This is a genomic window from Streptomyces tauricus, assembly GCF_014650955.1.
Taxonomy (GTDB): Bacteria; Actinomycetota; Actinomycetes; order Streptomycetales; family Streptomycetaceae; genus Streptomyces; species Streptomyces tauricus.
In genome coordinates, this window is record NZ_BMVY01000001.1 from 969768 (window position 1) to 985180 (window position 15413).

Consider the following 15413-nt stretch of genomic DNA (forward strand, 5'->3'; position numbering starts at 1 on the left):
CGTGTCCCATACGGGCCTCGTACCGGTCTCGTACGGGCCTGAGCGGGGTCGTTCTCACCGGCGCGGAGGGCCTGTCGTGGCGCGGCCGAGGCGTACGGGGACTCCCGGCGAGTACAGCACGCTCACCGGGTCTCCCGTCGGCGCGGGCAGACCGGCCGAGCTGATGAGGTTCTCCTCGCACTCGACCAGCGTCGCGCGGTGCAGCGGCCAGCGCGGATGGTCGTTCGGCAGGAATCCGGCGTCGCCGAAGAACGGGTTGTGCATGCCCCACCGGGCGGTCAGGAAGTGTTCGAGGTGGGTCGGCTGCGCTATGCGCTCCCCCGGCCTGACGACGAGACGGCTGTACGCGCCCCGCGGGCCCGGCAGGCGCCGCGCGCTGGTGTAACCGACCGTGTCCTCGCCGGTCCGCACGGACATCCGGGACCACACGTACGGCAGGCGGAACCCGAGGCGGCCCATGAGCACCGGTACGAGCCGGGACGCGTCCATCGACCGGAAGACCACGCCGCGCCGCCCGTACCCGTCGACCGAGTACAGCCGCACATTGGTCTCCGGGAAGGAGCCGAAGTAGGGCACGCCGGGCAGCCGCAGCCAGCCCACCCGGTGCATCCGGAAGGCGACCAGACCGACGTAGGTGACGCCGTCCAGGGTGTCGGGGGCGGTTCCGGCCGGCAGCAGTCCTTCGACGGCCGCCGGATCCACGGCCCAGTGCACGAAGGTCAGGTCCAGCCACCGCTGGGTGAGCAGCGGACGGCGGAGGACGACCGGGGCGTCGGGCGTGATGGGTTCCGGCACGGACGAGATGATCGACACGGGCGCCAGCATCGCAGGGCCGTACCCCGGACATGGCGAGAACCCGTGCCGTGTGACGTGTCTGGCACAGGTGGGCGCCGGGCGTGCGGCGCCGGACGGTCGGTTGCGGGCTGTCGATGCCGGGCAGTCGGCGTCAGACGTCCGTGGGCAGGCCGCTCACCTCGGCGATGCCGCGCAGTTCCTCGTCCTGACGCTGGCGCTCACCGATGAAGTCGGCGATCTCCTGGCACCGGGCGGGATCGGCGGCGGTACCCGAGTCGGTCACGACCCTGACGGGGCCGCCCTGCTCGGTCTCGATCTCGACGATCTGGTTGTCCATGCGCCCGGTGACGGCGACCGCGACGACGAGGGAGGCCTCGTCGCGGACCTCCTGCGAGACCTTGGAACCCTCCTCGCCGTCGAGGCTCAGCTCGATCGGTCCAGCACGCTGCTCCTGCATCGCTTCGAGCACGGGTTCGACCATGCGGAGCAGCATGGCGTAGTCGGTCGGGTTCATACGGACACGCAGCAGATCCAGATACAGGTCCACGGGGCGGCTTTCCGGCGGGAACTCTGATTCAGTCATGGGACTCGACTTCCCCGATGTGGGCAATGTGATCGCATCTGCGTCCAGAATGGTGGATCTCATCGCGCACCGCCGCCCGAAGCACCCCGCACCCGCACTGACGTGCGATAACACGTACGTACGAGCTATACGCCTCGGCGGATCCTGGCGGCCTTGCGGGCCTCCGCCGTCTGGCGCGCCTCGGCCGTCCTGCGGGACTCCCCGCCGGCCCGGCCCGGGCGGGTGCCCATGCCCCGGAAGGGGGCGCCGCCGCGCGGGGGGCGCTCCGCGGTCTGCCCGCTCCCGGCGACGGGGACACCGGAGGGCCGCTGCGCGCCGGTGATCCGGCTCAGCTCGGCCTCGCCGGAGCGGACCTGGGTGACCTGCGGCCTGATGCGGGCGTCGGACATCAGCCGGGTCATGTCGCGGCGCTGGTTGGGCATGACGAGCGTGACGACACTGCCGGACTCGCCCGCGCGGGCCGTACGGCCGCCGCGGTGCAGGTAGTCCTTGTGGTCGCCGGGCGGGTCGACGTTGACGACGAGGTCGAGGTCGTCGACGTGGATCCCCCGGGCCGCGACGTTGGTCGCCACCAGCACGGTCACCGCGCCGCTCTTGAACTGGGCCAGGGTGCGGTTGCGCTGCGGCTGCGACTTGCCGCCGTGCAGGGCCGCGGCCTTCACACCGCTGCCGAGCAGGTGCTTGGTGAACTGGTCGACGGCGTGCTTGGTGTCGAGGAACATCAGCACGCGCCCGTCGCGGGCGGCGATCTCCGTGGCGGTGGCGTACTTGTCGGCGCCGTGCACGTACAGCACGTGGTGCTCCATCGTGGTGACGGCACCGGCCGACGGGTCGACGGAGTGGACCACCGGGTCGTGGAGGTAGCCGCGGACCAGGAGGTCGATGTTGCGGTCCAGGGTGGCCGAGAACAGCATCCGCTGGCCATCGGGCTTCACCAGGTCGAGGAGCGCGGTGACCTGCGGCATGAAGCCCATGTCCGCCATCTGGTCCGCCTCGTCCAGGACTGTGATGCCGACCCGGTCCAGCCGGCAGTCCTTGCGCTCGACCAGGTCCATGAGGCGGCCCGGGGTCGCGACGACGACCTCGGCGCCGGACCGCAGCGCACCGGCCTGCCGGCCGATCGACATACCGCCGACCACGGTGGCCGTCCGCAGCTTCAGGGAGCGGGCGTACGGCGTGAGCGCGTCGGTGACCTGCTGGGCCAGCTCGCGGGTGGGGACGAGGACGAGCGCCAGCGGCTTCTTCGGCTCGGCACGGCGTCCGGCCGTGCGGGCCAGGAGCGCCAGGCCGAAGGCGAGCGTCTTGCCCGAGCCGGTGCGGCCACGGCCCAGGACATCGCGGCCCGCGAGGGAGTTGGGCAGTGTGGCGGCCTGGATCGGGAAGGGCTCCTCCACGCCGAGGCCGGTGAGCGTCTCCAGCAGCTCGGCGGGCAGGCCCAGTTCACCGAAGGTCGCTACGGCGGGGAGGGCCGGGGTGAGGGTGGCCGGCGGTGCGAACTCGCCCTGGAGCGGCGCGGGCCGCCGTCCGCCGCCGCCTGAGCGGCCGACGGGGCGTCCCTGGCTCTGCGAGCGGGACCGGCCGCCGCGGTCGGAGCCGCCGAAGCCGTCCTTGCGGTTGTTGTTTGAGAAACGATCATTCGTACGAGCTGAGCGGTTCATGAAGAACCTTCCTCGATATGGCACGTATCGAGGAATTCTCGGCATGTACGAGCCGAACGAATTGCAAGAACGAGCCGGATACAAAGACAAAAACAGGCCTGCCCGGCCGACTCGGCACACCGGAGAAGCGGTGTCGGGCGGCGGGAATTCCCGGAGTGGAAACCGGGGTGGATCGAAGAGCCGGATCGGGGTCGTGGAGTACACGGGGACCGGACCGGCCGTCGGTGGGCCCGCGGGACGGTCCCGAGGCCTTTGAAAAAGCAACAAGCTGGGGCCCCACCGCGAAGTGGGACCCCAGCTGCCGTGCGCGCTACAGCATCAGGCAGGAGTGATGTTCTCCGCCTGCGGGCCCTTCTGGCCCTGCGTGACGTCGAAGGTCACCTTCTGGCCCTCCTGGAGCTCACGGAAGCCCTGGGTGGCGATGTTCGAGTAGTGGGCGAAGACGTCCGGGCCGCCGCCGTCCTGCTCGATGAAGCCGAAGCCCTTTTCCGAGTTGAACCACTTCACGGTTCCAGTAGCCATGTCATATCCCTTTCGGGGCAGTACCCGGGGGCCCGCACTGTGTGGACCCCTGTGACGCCGCAATTGACCCCGTCCGGAATGAAACGCCGGAAATACAAAAGTGCCCGACGAATACGAATTCGCCTGCGGCACTTGAAGTGTGCGGGAACTACAACTGCAACTGGATCAAGACTATCACGCAGGGCCCGTCAGGCAACGGCACGGCCGCACCCCCGGAAAACCGTTACCTACGGATCGCCGGACGGATCACCGGCCCTTGCGAAACCTTCATGGAGCGCTCCGCGCGAGGTCCGTGCAGGACTATGGAAACTGACGACTCGTCAGGTTACGCTCCGCGCATGATTCCCACGGTGGTCTGGGGTACCGGCAATGTCGGCCGCGCCGCGATCCGTGCGGTCGACGCGCACCCGGCGCTCGATCTCACGGCCGTGCTCGTCCACAGCCCCGACAAGGTCGGACGCGACGCGGGCGACCTCGGCGGTCTCGGCCGGGGCCTGGGGGTCGCTGCGACCGACGACATCGACGCCGTACTGGCCGCGGCCCCCCGGGCCGTCGTCTACGCGGCCTCCGGAGACATCCGGCCCGACGAGGCGCTGGCCGACCTGGGCCGGGCGATCCGCGCCGGTGCCGTGGTCGTCACCCCCTCGCTGTATCCGCTCTACGACCAGCGCAACGCCCCGCCCGAGTTCCGTGACCCCGTGCTGGCCGCCGTCGCCCACGGCGGCGGCTCGCTGTTCGTCTCCGGCGTCGACCCCGGCTGGGGAAACGACGTACTGCCCCTGCTGATGAGCGGTCTCGGCACGGTCGTCGACGGCATCCGCTGCCAGGAGATCTTCGACTACTCCACGTACGAGCAGGAGGAGTCGGTGCGGTTCCTGGTCGGGATGGGGCAGCCCATGGAGTACGAGCCGCTGATGCTCGCCCCGTCGATCCCGACCATGGTGTGGGGCGGCCAGATACGGCTGATGGCCAGGGCGCTGGGCGTCGAGCTCGACGAGATCCGCGAGACCCTGCAGCGCCGTCCGCTCGACGCCACCGTGCGCACCCGGACGATGGGCGAGTTCGAGGCCGGCACCCAGGGCGCGGTGCGCTTCGAGGTGCAGGGCATCGTCGAGGGTGAGCCCCGGCTCGTGATCGAGCACGTCACCCGGATCCATCCGTCCTGCGCGCCCGACTGGCCCGTTCCGCCGAACGGCGACGGGGCCCATCGCGTGATCATCGAGGGCCGCCCGCGGATCGAGATCACCGTCGAGGCGACCGACGAGGGCGAGAACCGGTCGGCGGGCGGGAACGCCACGGCGGTCGGCCGGCTGGTCGGCGCCATCGAATGGCTCGTGGCCGCGGAACCCGGACTGTACGACGCGCTCGACGTCCCGCTGGCGCCGGCGGTCGGAAGGCTCGGCAGGAAGTGACACCGCGCACGCGAAGGAGTCCCGGATGAAGGTCGACATACCCGAGGGCAAGAACCCGATCGAGTACGTGTGGGGCGACCTGGTCCCCGGTATCGGGCCCGCCGCCGCGAACTTCTCGCTGGCCGTCTACGCCCATACGACCCTCGGGCTCCGTGAGTTCGAGGCCGCGCGGCTGCGGATCGCGCAGATCAACGGCTGCCTCTTCTGCCTCGACTGGCGGACCGAGCGGGACGGGCTCAAGGTCGAGGAGGAGTTCGCCGACGCGGTGGCGAAGTGGCGTACGACCGACGTCTTCGACGCGCGCACCCGGCTGGCCGCCGAGTACGCGGAGCGGTACGCCCTGGACCATCACGGCCTCGACGAGGAGTTCTGGGACCGGATGACCGCGCACTACAGCCAGGTGGAGATCGTGGAGCTGACCATGAGCCTCGGGTCGTGGCTGGCGTTCGGACGGCTCAACCGCGTACTGGGGCTGGACGCCATGTGCGTACTGCCGGGGCACTGACGGGCACCCGGGTGCCCCGGGACCGTCCGGTGGTGGTCCGGGCGGTCCCGGTTGTGTGACCCCGGTGCCGTTACAGGTCCGCGGCGACGATCGCTTCGATGTTGCGCTCGGCGAGCGCCGTGATGGTGACGAACGGGTTGACGCTGGTGTTGCCCGGGATGAGCGCGCCGTCGATGACGTACAGCCCCGGATGTCCGTGCAGGCGGCCGTAGTTGTCCGTCGCCTTGTTGAGCACCGCGCCCCCGAGGGGGTGGTACGTGAGGTGGTCGCCCCAGATCTTGTAGGTGCCGAACAGGTCGGTCCGGTAGATCGTGCCCTCCTTGGCGTTGATCTTGTCGAAGATCGTCTTGGCCATGTCGATGGACGGCTGCTTCCAGGCCGTCTGCCAGTTGAGGTCGACGCCGCCCGTCCCCGCGTTGTACGAGAACTGCGCGCGGTGGGGGTTCTTGGTGATCGACAGATAGAAGGAGGCGTAGGTCTCGATGCCGGTGGGCAGGGGGGCCACCTCGGCGAAGGCGCCGCCCGCGGCCCAGTTGTCGATGCCGGAGCAGGGGATGGACGACTGCAGGGCGCCGGTGGGGTCCCAGAGGTGGTTGGCGCGGCCGCACATCACGTTGCCGTTGTCGCCCCAGCCCTTGCCCACCTCGCTGTTGAGGCCGGGCAGTGCGCCGGTGGCCTTGAGCCTGACCAGGAGCTTGCTGGTGCCGACGCTGCCGGCCGCGAAGAACACCCGGTCCGCGGTGACGGTCTTGGTGGCCGTGGTGCCGCCTGTGGTGTTGAGCTGGTCGATGACGACCGTGTAGCCGCCACCGGCGGCCGGGGCCACCGAGGTGACCTTGTGGAGTGGTGAGACGGAGACCCGTCCGGTCGCCTTCGCCCTGGCGAGGTAGGTCTTCTGCAGGGACTTCTTGCCGTAGTTGTTGCCATAGAGGATCTCGCCCGCGAGTGCGGACTTCGGTACGGTCCCGGCGGCCTCCTGCTCCATGTAGTCCCAGTCGTAGACGTCGGGCACGAAGACGAACGGGAAGCCCGAACGCTCCGCGTGCTTACGGCCGACCCGCGCGTACTGGTAGCAGTCGGCGGTCTCGAACCACGTCGGGTCGACCGTGCCGACCCCGAGACCCGCGTTGGCGCGCGGGTAGTAGACGGAGTACATCGGGCCGGCGTCGACCGACGGCAGGACGGCGGCGAAGTTCTCCCGCTTCGGGGTGACCGCCATGCCTCCGTTGACCAGCGAGCCGCCGCCGACTCCGCGGCCCTGGTAGACGATGATGCCGCCCATCTCCTCGGCGTCCAGGATCCCGGTGTAGCGGGGGACGTCCCTGTCGATGGGGAAGCCGAGGAAGTTGCTCAGGGGCTGCTTCGTCCGGGTGCGCAGCCAGTAGGACCGGTAGTCGGGGCTCGTCGTGTTGGCGAAGATCTTGCCGTCGGACCCGGGGGTGTCCCAGGCCATGCCCATCTCGACCATGTGCACGTCGACGCCCGCCTGGGCCAGGCGCAGGGCGGCCACCGAGCCGCCGTATCCGGTACCGATCACGAGGGCGGGCACCCGCGCGCCGGGTTCGATCACCGCCGCAGCGGCCGGGGTGGCGGCGTGCGCCGGACCCAGTTGCCCGGCGAGCGCGGCCGATCCGAGAACAGAACCAGTTCCAGTGATGAATCTTCGCCGGGACACACCTCTCAGGCCCGTCCCACGTGGGGAATCGTCGTTCATGCGCGGCTCCTCACTCTCCATAGAGTGAAACGGGTTCTACTGGCACCCTCGTGAGAAGTCACGCCATACCCTGAGGTAACTTTCGAACGATCACATACGGGGCAACACGCACCGCCCGTCCCGTGGGTGAGGGGATGTCACGTGTCGCGCAGCAGGCGCCGGGCGGTCAGCGCGAGGCTGAACTCGACCATGTCCGCCGGGCGGGCGAGCGACCGCCCGGTCAACTGCTCGCACCTCTTCAGCCGGTTGAGGACGGTGTTGCGATGGCAGTACAGCCGGACGCTCGCCCGCTGCGCCGAGCCGTCGCAGTCGAGCCACGCGGCCAGGGTGTCCAGCAGGATGTCGCGGTCGGACGGCTCCAGCCGCAGCAGCGGCCCGAGGACCTTCTCGGCCAGCGCGCCGCCCAGTTCCGGGCACGACATCACGAGGGCGGCCGGCAGCTGCTCGGTCAGCCGTACGGTGCCGCCGTCGTCCGCGCACATGCTCAGGGCCATGTCCGCCAGCCTGCGGGCGTCACCGACCGCGGCGAGGCCCGCCACGACGGGCCCGACACCGACTCTCGTGCCGGCGGGCGCGGTCAGTCCCACCGTCGGCTCGTCCCGGTCGCCTTCGCCGCCGCCGTCGCCGACCAGGACGATGCAGTGGTCGACCTCCACTCCCGTGTGCCAGTACACGCGCGCACCGGCCGGGACGACGACACCGGGCACGGATGTGCGGCCCGCCTGGCGTCCGCCCGCGACGGCGACGACGGCGTACCGGCCCTGCTCCGGCAGGTCCAGGGCCTCGGCCGTCTCGGCGACGTCCGCGATCCGGCTCGTACCGTCGAGCAGGGCGGCGGTCAGCAGGCGCACCCGGTGCTCCTGGCGCCAGGCGTGCTGCCGCTCCACCTTCCGGTAGACGTCCGCCACGAGGGTGCAGTGCTCGTCGACGAAGTTCCATACGTCGGCGGCCACATGGACGAGCAGGCGGACGTCCTCGGGGGCGGTCCGTGAGGTCTCCTCGACCAGCGACTGCCAGATCAGGGATCCGCCGAGCCGGAAGGCGTGCAGCAGCGCGTCCAGCGGCAGCCCCTGCTCGGCACGCGAGGCGCCGATCTTCCATGAGCAGCGCAGGGCGGCGTCCCGGGCGCTGCGCGGGTCGAGCAGCGAGCCGACACTGTGCCGGAGCGATCGGTGCACCTCCTGCCAGGTGCCCGCGGGATCGCTCTCCAGGGTGCTGCGGTACGCGGGTTCCCGTTCACGCAGCGCCGCCACCAGACGGTCGGTCAGCTCCGGCAGGTTGTTCAGGAGCACCCGGGCCGAGCGGTGCAGCACGCGAAGGGCGTCGGCGTCGATCAGTGAACGGACCTTGGGGGCACGCGACACCGCGGCGGACAGCGGTCCGTGACCGAGTTCGGCTCGGGACCGTAGGGCTTGCTGCATCGCGTTCTCCCGGGGCGTCGGCTCGGTGCTCCGTGGTGGTGCGCTCACAGCGGTCCGTACGCGGCCGGCTGTCGGCCGCGGCTCCCTGCGATGGTCGGCACCTGTCTCGTCCTGCCCCGTAGAATGACATACCGTCCAGTCGGTCCCTAGGGTTCTGCGACGTTCTTTTCCATCGGCCCGTGACAGGCGTCCTGCGTGCCCCGGGGTTTCAGGGGCATCCGGAAGCCGAACGGGAGGAGATGTGTCATGTATCTGGCACGTGGAGGCGGGGACCCCGAAGGCTGGCTCTGGGCCCTGGGCGCGATCGCCCTGTACGCACTGATCAGCTACGCGCTGACGTACCGGGCCCGCGCACGGCGCGGTTCCGGGCATCCGGCCCAGGACGCCCTGCACGACCTCACGGACCGGGAGGAGCCGCAGAGGCCCCGCCAGCGTCTCGTGAGCCGCGCGATCATGCTGTGCGGGGCCGCCCTGACCGGTCTGGCCGCTTACACCACCTCGGGTGTGGCGCGCGTGCTGGCGGTCGCGGCCACCGCTGTCGTGGCGGTCGCGCTGTGGGCGTACTACGACTACCGGACCCACACGCCGGCCGCCCAGCGGCGATGACCTGGCCCCTCTGCGCCGTGCGGCGGGTCAGGGGCTGTTGTGCGACGGTCAGGGGCCGGAGCCCGGGTCCGGTTCCACGGCGTCGGTGATGCCGGCGCGGGCCGCTTCGAGCTGGGCGGCGAAGGCCACCCCGAGGAAGAGCGCGATCCCGGTGAGGTTGGCCCACAGCAGCAGGGCCACGAACGCGGTGAGGGGCCCGTAGACGGCACCGAACGACCCGCTCTTGGCGACGTAGAGCGCCAGCAGCCAGGTGGCCGCGACCCACAGCACCAGATGGACCGCCGAGCCGAAGGCCAGCCAGGTGTAGCCGGGCTGGTCCCGGCGCGGAGCCCAGCGGAAGATCACCGCGGAGGCGACCCACACCAGCACCACGCCCAGGGGCACTTCGAGCGGCCCCCACCAGTCGAGGCTGCCCCGGGACCAGCCGAGGGCCTCCACCACCGACTCCCCCACCGCGTCACCGGCGACGAGGACGAGGAAGCCCAGCACGAGGGGCATGCCCGCGGTGAGGGCGAGGAGCAGGGACCGGCCGTACTTGGTGAGGAACGGCCGGTCGCGCTCGATGCCGTATATCCGGTTGGCACCCCGCTCGACCTGACCCATCGCCGAGGCCAGGTTGAGTACGGCGAAGGCCAGGCCCAGCCACATCGCGAGGGCGCCCCAGATGCCGGATCCGGCGCTGCGGGCCGTCTTGTCCAGGGCCTCCTCGACCAGGTCGGCGCTGGCGCCGGGCACGATCCGGCCGAGGGTCAGCTCGATGATCCGGCCGATGCTCTCGGTGTGGACGGTCGTGGCGACCCCCACCAGGGCGATGGTGAACGGCACCATGCCGAGGACCACCTGGAAGGCGAGGGAGCGCGCGTTGGTGAAGCCGTCGGCGTAGCGGAAGCGGGCGAACGCGTCCACCAGGAGGCGCCGGCCTCCGTAGCGGCGCAGCGCGGTGAGTGCCTCGTCGCCGGAGAGTTCCTCCCCGATCATGTCCCGGGTCTGCGGGACGTGTACGGCGGTACCCATCGCGATGTCTCCTCAAGTCGTCCGTCCGGCGACCGGAGCCGAACGGCAGATGATCGCACACACATCCGGCCACGTCCGGAACGGGCCCGATCCCGGTCGGTTCCGCCATCATGGGGCCGACGCCGTCCGGGGCGCGGAACCCACCCCGGCTCCCGCGTTCCCGGTACGCCGCACAGCGCTCCAGCGCCCCCAGTACCCCCACCACAGCGGAGTCGCACACGCATGGAACCCATCGACGCATCGCCGCGCGCCCTCCCGAAGGCGGTTTCGTGAGCGCGGCCCGCATTCCCGGGCTGATCCTGCCCGTCGCCTTCTTCTGCGCCTTCGTCGCCGCCGGCCTCTGGTACTGGCGTCACCGCGGCGACTGAGGCCGGGGTGACCTTGCGGGCGGGTCAGCCGGCGTGGCGGCGGATGTCCTGGAGGAGGTCGTCGATGCTCTGCGGGGTCGTCGCGAAGGAGGTGACGAAGCGGACCACGCCGGGCTCCCAGCGGTCGTGGTAGAAGGTGTACCCGTCGGCCAGCAGCCCTTCGGTGACCTGCTGGGGCAGCCGGCAGAAGAGGATGTTGGCCTCGGCGGCGCCGAGGAGATCGACCTCCGGTATGGCCTTGACGCCGTCCTGGAGGCGGGCGGCCATCGCGTTGGCGTGGGTCGCGTTGCGCAGCCACAGGTCGTCCGTCAGATACGCGTCGAGCTGGGCGGCGTGGAAGCGCATCTTGGAGGCGAGCTGACCGGCCCGCTTGGCGCGGAAGCCGAGCTCGGCGGTGAGGGAGCGGTCGAAGACGACGATCGCCTCGGCGGTCATCGTGCCGTTCTTGGTGGCTCCGAACGACAGCAGGTCGACCCCGGCCTTCCAGGTCAGCTCGGCCGGGCTGGCCCCGAGGGCCGCGACGGCCCCGGCGAAGCGCGCGCCGTCCATGTGGAACCGCAGGCCGGGCTCCTTCACGATGGAGCCGAGGGTGCGCAGTTCGTCGAGGGAGTAGACGGAGCCGGTCTCGGTGGCCTGGGTGAGGCTCACCACGGAGGGCTCCACACTGTGCACGTCCCCGGCCTTGTTGCGGACGGCCGCGCGGAGTTCGTCCGCGTCGATCTTCGCGTCGTCGCCGCCGAGGGGTACGAGCTTCGCGCCCGCGGTGTAGAACTCCGGCGCGCCGCACTCGTCGTTGTTGATGTGGCTGTCGCGGTGGCACAGGACGCTGCCCCAGGGCGGGGTGAGCGCGGCCAGGCTCAGGGCGTTCGCGGCGGAGCCGGTGGAGACGATCAGAAGGTCGACGTCCCGTTCGAAGATCTCGGACAGCTTGCCGCGGACACCGGCCGTGATGCCGTCCGACCCGTAGGGCGAGGCCGGTCCCGAGGCGGCCCGGACCACCGCGTCGACTATCTCCGGGGAGGCGCCGGCCGCGTTGTCGCTGCTGAAGGTACGGGCGGCGGCGGGAGTGGGGGCGGCGGTCGTGCTGTTGCTCATGCCGTGGGTCCTGACTTTCCGTTGAGAGGGGTGCGGTGAGGGGCCGCGCGCGTCGGGTCGGCGGCGGTGACGAGCTGACGCAGGGCCCCGTAGTAGACCTCGTGGTCGGTCAGGACGGGCAGGATCGCCGCCACGTCACCGGTCAGCGCCGGGTAGTCCGCCGGGTCGAGGGAGGCCAGGGCGGTACGGGTGAGCGCCTGGGTGGCCCTGGGATCACGGTGGTCCACGAAACTCGCGCTGCCGAGGGTGAGCAGGTAGACGCGCCGGTAGACGGTGATCGCCTCCTCGTGGGTCATCCCGGCCGCGAGGCTGTCCGCGAGCTGCGGCTCGACGAGACGGGCCAGCAGGTGCGGGCCGAGCCAGGGGCGGGAGCCCCGCAGCGCGACCAGCCCCGGATGGGCCGACAGCAGGCGGTACAGGGCGGTGAACCGCGTCTCGGTGGCCTCGGCCCAGTCGGTGCCCGGCTCGATCTCGGGCAGCCGGGCGGCCAGATGGTCGGTGCACAGGTCCAGCAGACCGGCCAGATCGGTGCAGCGGCGCTGGAGGGAGGCGAGGGAGATGCCGAGCCGGGCGGCCAGCGCGCGGAATGTCAGCGCTTCGGGGCCGGCCTCGTCGACCAGTCGCAGGGCTGTCTCGGCGATCCGGTCGGGGGTCGCACGGTCCAGGGACGGGGAGTTCCGTGGCATGCGTGTCAGTGTACGGTACGCCGTATCGGACGCGTCGTGGGTAGCAGTGAGTGCGCGGTGGCGTCGTGTTCGGCGGCGCGACGCACTGAGCGGCGCGCCCGCGAACGCGGGTGACCCGGCCTCCCCCAAGGGGCGACCGGGTCACAGCGCGCGGAGCGCGCGCACGGAGCACGTGCGGGGCCTGGCACGGGCCGTGCGGTTCACCGCCCGTGCCGGGGCCCTCTCCTCACCGGCTCCGCGGTGGCGTCGAGAACGACTCGTCGAAGTCCTCCTCCCGGACCACGCTCAGGGCCCAGATGATGAACCCCGAGAAGGCGATCATCACGATCGACCAGACCGGGTAGTACGGCATCGAGAGGAAGTTCCCGATGATGATGAGACCACCGATGGCCATACCGGCGACCCTCGCCCAGGTCGACGCCTGGAAGAGACCGATGCTGACGATCACGGCCGCGACACCCAGGGCGAGATGGATCCAGCCCCAGGAGGTGAGGTCGAACTCGAAGACGTAGTTGGGTGTGTTGACGAAGAGATCGTCCTCGGCGATGGCCATGATCCCGCGGAGTATGTCGAGCACACCCGCGATCATGAGCATGATGGCCGCGAAGACCGTCAGGCCTTCGGCCCAGTGACGCTTGGTCGAGTGCGTTTGCGTGTGACCGGTGTGTGTCGCAGTCATACCGATGCCTCGTTTCAGAGTCGTGCGATGCGGTCAGCGACCGGCCGCCGCATGCGTGGCGCCCGTACGTCCCGAGGTACCGGAGCCGCTCAGCACCAGCTCCTTCGCCCGGTGGAACTCCTCCTCCGTGATGTCGCCGCGGGCCTTGATCTCGGACAGCCTGGCGAGTTCGTCGACGCTGCTCGGCCGGTCCGAGCCGCGGGCCGTCTCCCGGACGTACGAATCGAAGGCCTGCTGCTGCGCACGCGCCTGTGCTACCTCGCGGTGGCCCATGTTCTTGCCCCGGGCGATCACGTAGACGAAGACGCCGAGGAACGGCAGGAGGACCACGAAGGCCAGCCAGCCGGCCTTGCCCCAGCCACTCATGTCGTCGTCCCGGAAGATGTCGACGACGATCCGGAACAGCAGGACGAACCACATGATCCACAGGAAGAAGACCAGCATGGACCAGAAGACGCTCATGAGCGGATAGTCGTAGGCGAGGTACATGTCTTTCCTCCGTCCTGGGCGTGCGCCCAGCCGTTTTCCACCGATTTCAGCGTGCCCCGGTCAAAGAGCCGACAGCCTCACCCGGAGCGGGTGAGAGGACCGGCCACGTACCGCGCGGGCGCGGGCGTTCCGGCCGCGGCCGGTTCACGGGGCGGCATGACCGGAGGCCGCGCCGTCCCGTGGCGGGGCGGACGCCGCGACGGCGACCAGCACCGCCACCGCGGCCAGTGCCACCAGGACCAGGCCGAGGACGAGCGCCACGGCGCCGACCGTCGGGTGGTTCCACAGGACGAGGGCCAGGGCGCCCGCCCCGATGACGACGCCGGTGGCCCACGACCGGCGGGCGGCCAGCCGGCGGCCCACAGGACCGACGCGCATACCCGCCCGGCTCAGCCCCCGCCCCGCCGCACCCGCGCCACGCCGGGCCGCGCTCCGCAGGCCGACGGCCGCCCGCCCCGGACCGTACAGATACGCGGCCAGTGCCGTGATCACGGCGACGACGAGCAGCGTGCGCGTGCTGTCGCGCAGGAAACGTACGAAGGTGTCGAAGATCGCCGCGGCGGCGTCCGGGGGCAGGGTGACGGCCGGGACCGTGTCCAGGTACACCCGGCGCACGGCCGCCAGCGCGATGAGCAGCACCACCATCATCAGACCGATGCCGACCGCCGTGACCAGCAGCATCGACCGGTGTCTGGGCGCGGTCCACACCGCCAGGGCGGCGAGGGCGACGGTGAGCACGGGCAGCCACGTGCCGAGGATGTCCAGCAGCCGCATCGTGTCCTGCGCCTTGGCCAGTTCCTCGGTCCGGAACAGGGTCACGGTCCGGTCGCTGTCCGGGATGGCGGCGGCCTTCTCGAAGCCCTGGTCGACGAGGCGTTGGCGCACCTCGTCGACCACGGATCCGATGTCCAGCTCGACGGCGTCGTCCGTGGCGCGGAGGGCGCCGTGCCGTTCCCCGGTGAGCATGCCCAGGACGGCGGCGTGCGCCCGCCGGTTCGACCCCTCCCACACCTGTTCGAAGAGGTCGCTGGTGACCACTCGTTCGACATTGCGCCGCACGACGGTCCGTACGGCGGAGGTCAGCGGGCCGGTCAGGGCCTCGGAGCCGGCCACCACGCGCGGCGGCGCCCCGGAGTCCGCGAGCACCTCGGTGAGCGCAGCCGTCACCGCCTCGACGTCCACCTGTCGCACCACGCGGTCGGTCAGCCGGTCGGTCACCACCTTCTGGACGGCGGGGTCCGAGGCCAGCGGCGCGACGGTCGCGACGTAACGGTCGGTGTCGGAGACCGTGTCGTGCACCCAGGCGGCGACGACCGCCAGGGGTGCGAGCAGGAGCGTCACCAGGAGCAGGATCGCGGCGCCCAGCCGGCGTACCCGCCGGTGGCGCAGGGTCGCGGCCCGGCGCAGCCGCTCGTACTCCGAGCGTTCCTCGGCGGTCAGGACATGAGCGGCGTTCTCGGCCCCGCCGGGGCGGGACGGTACGGCGCTGCTGTCCGGGACGTCCGGGACCATGGCTCCTCCTCGGAGGTGTGCGCCCTGGCAGCGGTGTGCTGCCGACGGGTTACGGAGGCTGCGGCGGGTTGCGGACGCTGCGCGGTTACGGAGGCTGCGGCGGGCCGGCGCCGGACCCCTGCGGCGGACCGGCGCCGGAGGAGGCGGGAGGTGCCGCCAACGGAGGTCGGTGAGGGGCGTGCGGGGGTGGCGCGGGGCTAGTGGGGGGTCAGTCGGTCCCGGCGGGTTTCGCGGGGCCTGCGGGGCCGACGAGGCCTGCAGAGCTTGGAGGGCTGGCGGGGCTGGCAGAGCCGGCAGGGCTGGCAGGGCCTGCGTAGCTCGTGGGGCCGGTGGGGCCAGGAGCGCCGGTGGAGC

15 protein-coding genes are annotated in these 15413 nt (G+C 71.1%); 3 read left to right on the forward strand and 12 right to left on the reverse strand.

The window, feature by feature from the left end; translation table 11 throughout:
* Window positions 1-54: 54 nt before the first annotated feature.
* The 4 genes from IE278_RS04125 to IE278_RS04140 all read right to left on the reverse strand — a co-directional run bounded on the left by IE278_RS04125 (window position 55) and on the right by IE278_RS04140 (window position 3558).
* Entirely contained in the window at window positions 55-825 is a 771-nt protein-coding gene (locus IE278_RS04125; RefSeq protein WP_189768732.1) for a YqjF family protein, read from the reverse strand.
* Between the two features lie 121 nt (window positions 826-946).
* Window positions 947-1378 carry a hypothetical protein gene (locus IE278_RS04130; RefSeq protein ID WP_107014972.1) on the reverse strand — a complete coding sequence of 144 codons (432 nt, stop codon included), beginning with the start codon at window positions 1376-1378 and terminating at the stop codon, window positions 947-949.
* 125 nt (window positions 1379-1503) lie between these two features.
* Complete coding sequence (locus tag IE278_RS04135; RefSeq protein ID WP_189768733.1) at window positions 1504-3036, reverse strand: DEAD/DEAH box helicase; 1533 nt, start codon at window positions 3034-3036, stop codon at window positions 1504-1506.
* Between the two features lie 318 nt (window positions 3037-3354).
* Window positions 3355-3558 (reverse strand): cold-shock protein, encoded by a 204-nt coding sequence (locus IE278_RS04140; protein ID WP_055510728.1) that lies wholly within the window; start codon window positions 3556-3558, stop codon window positions 3355-3357.
* A 338-nt stretch (window positions 3559-3896) separates the two neighbouring features.
* On the opposite strand from IE278_RS04140, the gene IE278_RS04145 reads away from it, so the two are divergent.
* The gene (locus IE278_RS04145; RefSeq protein WP_189768734.1) at window positions 3897-4970 is read left to right on the forward strand and encodes an NAD(P)H-dependent amine dehydrogenase family protein; all 1074 of its coding nucleotides are present in this window, start codon (window positions 3897-3899) and stop codon (window positions 4968-4970) included.
* A 25-nt stretch (window positions 4971-4995) separates the two neighbouring features.
* Window positions 4996-5475, forward strand: a complete 480-nt coding sequence (locus tag IE278_RS04150) for a carboxymuconolactone decarboxylase family protein (RefSeq protein ID WP_189768735.1) — start codon at window positions 4996-4998, stop codon at window positions 5473-5475.
* 70 nt (window positions 5476-5545) lie between these two features.
* On the opposite strand, the gene IE278_RS04155 is transcribed toward IE278_RS04150, so the two are convergent.
* On the reverse strand, window positions 5546-7189 hold the full coding sequence (locus IE278_RS04155) for a GMC oxidoreductase (RefSeq protein ID WP_189768737.1): 1644 nt from the start codon (window positions 7187-7189) through the stop codon (window positions 5546-5548).
* Between the two features lie 137 nt (window positions 7190-7326).
* Window positions 7327-8610 (reverse strand): PucR family transcriptional regulator, encoded by a 1284-nt coding sequence (locus IE278_RS04160; RefSeq protein ID WP_189768739.1) that lies wholly within the window; start codon window positions 8608-8610, stop codon window positions 7327-7329.
* Between the two features lie 246 nt (window positions 8611-8856).
* On the opposite strand from IE278_RS04160, the gene IE278_RS04165 reads away from it, so the two are divergent.
* A complete protein-coding gene (locus IE278_RS04165; protein ID WP_189768741.1) occupies window positions 8857-9216 on the forward strand; it encodes a hypothetical protein in 360 nt (119 codons plus the stop codon).
* Window positions 9217-9264: 48 nt separating this feature from the next.
* On the opposite strand, the gene IE278_RS04170 is transcribed toward IE278_RS04165, so the two are convergent.
* The 6 genes from IE278_RS04170 to IE278_RS04195 form a co-directional block, all read right to left on the reverse strand.
* Complete coding sequence (locus IE278_RS04170; RefSeq protein ID WP_189768742.1) at window positions 9265-10230, reverse strand: YihY/virulence factor BrkB family protein; 966 nt, start codon at window positions 10228-10230, stop codon at window positions 9265-9267.
* Window positions 10231-10622: 392 nt separating this feature from the next.
* Window positions 10623-11693: a threonine aldolase family protein gene (locus tag IE278_RS04175; RefSeq protein WP_189768744.1), complete on the reverse strand. Its 1071-nt coding sequence runs from the start codon at window positions 11691-11693 to the stop codon at window positions 10623-10625.
* Window positions 11690-12379, reverse strand: coding sequence for a TetR/AcrR family transcriptional regulator (locus IE278_RS04180; RefSeq protein ID WP_189768746.1), 690 nt, complete (start codon window positions 12377-12379; stop codon window positions 11690-11692). The genes IE278_RS04175 and IE278_RS04180 overlap by 4 nt, the downstream gene beginning before the upstream one ends.
* Window positions 12380-12605: 226 nt before the next feature.
* On the reverse strand, window positions 12606-13058 hold the full coding sequence (locus IE278_RS04185; protein ID WP_189768748.1) for a DUF7144 family membrane protein: 453 nt from the start codon (window positions 13056-13058) through the stop codon (window positions 12606-12608).
* A 33-nt stretch (window positions 13059-13091) separates the two neighbouring features.
* Window positions 13092-13547: an SHOCT domain-containing protein gene (locus tag IE278_RS04190; RefSeq protein WP_189768749.1), complete on the reverse strand. Its 456-nt coding sequence runs from the start codon at window positions 13545-13547 to the stop codon at window positions 13092-13094.
* Between the two features lie 144 nt (window positions 13548-13691).
* On the reverse strand, window positions 13692-15059 hold the full coding sequence (locus IE278_RS04195; RefSeq protein ID WP_246569820.1) for a hypothetical protein: 1368 nt from the start codon (window positions 15057-15059) through the stop codon (window positions 13692-13694).
* Window positions 15060-15413: the final 354 nt, after the last annotated feature.